The organism is bacterium (genome assembly GCA_024228115.1).
Taxonomy (GTDB): domain Bacteria; phylum Myxococcota_A; class UBA9160; order UBA9160; family UBA6930.
Map to the genome: position 1 here is coordinate 1 of JAAETT010000179.1, position 2,001 is coordinate 2,001.

A 2,001-nucleotide genomic window follows, 5' to 3' on the forward strand; every position below is an offset into this window, starting at 1 on the left:
AATTCGAGCTCAAGAACGGAAACGGAAGACTCGGGGGCTCCGCCCCCGAACCCCCGTTCATTACTGAACGAAGAAGAGATCCGGAGGAGCCGGGTCTCACGGTCTAACCAAAGTGTCTACGGAATCGGGGCAGACCCAGTCCGGCGTTCACCTCACAACGACGGATTGGGGCTAGGAGCCCGTGATGGCCTCCACCAGCTTCGTGCGACCCATCAAGCTCAGCTCGTCCGAGAGGATCCGCTCCGGGGCCTCCCGGCACCACGTCGCCTGAGCGCTCTCCGGCGCGGCCGCCAATGTCGCCACGATCTGGTCGTTCTGCAGACGCGCCCCCACGGCGATCTCCATCCGCTCGTCCTTGGAGAATCGCTCCTTGAGGATGCCCGGCACCCTGTTCCAGAGGGGCTTGTGGATCCGGTCCCACTCCTCGCGTGCGGCCTTGATGCCCTTGGACGACGCGGGATGCTCGGCCTCGCACCACTTCTGCAGGCGTTCGATCGCGTAGCTCTGGGAGTAGAAGATGACCGAGGCGATCGTGGGGTCGCTTTCGTCGGGGAGCGACTGCGCGTGGGCCGTCGCACAGGCGAAGGCAATGAGGAAGACGAGGTAGCGATGCATGAGGGACCTCCGCTGCACGGGGACATGCCCGGACACAGAGGACATCGGCTCGACGGCGAATCGCCTGGAGGCCGGGATTCACCTCCGGAAACGCTCCTCTTGCCTTCCAGGGCTGGCGGAGAACCGGCCCGACGAAGCCCTACAGCTCGACTTGGTAAATCCGCGCCGGCGTATCCTGCAGAACCTTCTTCACGGTCTCTTCCGGCACGCTGGCAAGCGCCTATTGCGCATAATCCGCCGGGTGGACGGCCATGCTGTTCGGGCTCGGGTACTGGGAGGTGGGATGGGGATAGTCGGTCTCCCACATGATGTTGTTGGGGAAGTCCTTGAGTGCGGCGTCGACGCCCTTCTTCTCGAACCAGAAGGAGCCGTAGACCTGGCGCTTGAAGTACTCGCTCGGCAAGAGGTCGTACTGAGAATAGGAGTTCCAACGGGGGATTCGTGTCCGACAAGGGGGTGAGTTGACAAGTCCCTCTGGGGAGAATGAGGACTCATCGCTAGCGGAGCGCCCATTGGGCGATGGAAGCGGATCCTGGAGTGCTTGAGTCCAAACCATCACCTTTACGAAACGCCGGCCTCTGCCCACGAACTAAACGAGGAGTCGATGACAACCTCATCCACGATCTTCGGATTCGTTCTCGCCGCAATGCTCCTCTCCGGCTGCGGTGACCTCTTCCTCTCCAAGGAACAGCGAAAGGTCAATGATGCGGTCCGACAGGCCGTAACTGCGAACCCGTCCCAGATCAACGCGCCGAATGTGGATGGCGATCCACCGCTCCACATCGCCTTGACTCATCGGCTGCCCAACCTCTTTGATTGGCTCCTGGATCGCGGCGCGGCCCCGGACGTGCGAAACGAATCGGGCGAGACGACCGCTCACGTTGCCGTGATCTTCGACTCGGCGAATCACCGGGCTCTGCGAAAACTGCTTGAGCTTGGTGCCGATGTCCAGGCCAAGCGCAACGACGGAGGGACTCCGCTCCACTCGGCCGCATTCTTCTCGAAGACATCTTGCGCTGAGCTGCTGCTCGCAGCTGGTGCTGACCCGAACGCCCGCGACCAATTGGGCAAGACGCCGCTCCACATCGCCTCGGCTCCACAACTAACCGCGAGTGCGGAGAACATAGAGAGCACGATCCGCTTGCTCATTGCTGAGGGTGCAGACGTGTCCGGAAATTCCGTCGACGCCGACACACCGCTCCACCTCGCGGCTCTCATCGGCAGCGTTCTCGCAACTCGGACTCTGTTGGAAGAAGGTGCGAAGGTCGACATGCCCGGGCTCGGAGGTCGCACGGCGTTGCATGTCGCTGCAGCTTTCGCCAAGCCAATGATCGCCGAGGTTCTTCTCCAAGCCGGGGCAGCTCCGAATCACCGCGACGACCGCGG

At 62.4% G+C, this 2,001-nt stretch carries 3 protein-coding genes; 1 reads left to right on the forward strand and 2 read right to left on the reverse strand.

The window, feature by feature from the left end; translation table 11 throughout:
* Positions 1 to 171 precede the first annotated feature (171 nt).
* Both GY937_09205 and GY937_09210 read right to left on the reverse strand, forming a co-directional pair.
* The gene (locus GY937_09205) at positions 172 to 615 is read right to left on the reverse strand and encodes a hypothetical protein (protein MCP5056887.1); all 444 of its coding nucleotides are present in this window, start codon (positions 613 to 615) and stop codon (positions 172 to 174) included.
* A 220-nt stretch (positions 616 to 835) separates the two neighbouring features.
* Positions 836 to 1,018 carry a hypothetical protein gene (locus GY937_09210; protein ID MCP5056888.1) on the reverse strand — a complete coding sequence of 61 codons (183 nt, stop codon included), beginning with the start codon at positions 1,016 to 1,018 and terminating at the stop codon, positions 836 to 838.
* A gap of 201 nt (positions 1,019 to 1,219) precedes the next feature.
* On the opposite strand from GY937_09210, the gene GY937_09215 reads away from it, so the two are divergent.
* Positions 1,220 to 2,001 (forward strand): hypothetical protein (locus GY937_09215; protein ID MCP5056889.1); only part of this gene is annotated, 782 nt, incomplete at its 3' end.

Coding starts and splice junctions, on each gene's coding strand:
- GY937_09205 (MCP5056887.1), bottom strand. CDS start 615: ATGCATCGCTACCTCGTCTTCCTCATTGCCTTCGCCTGTGCGACGGCC.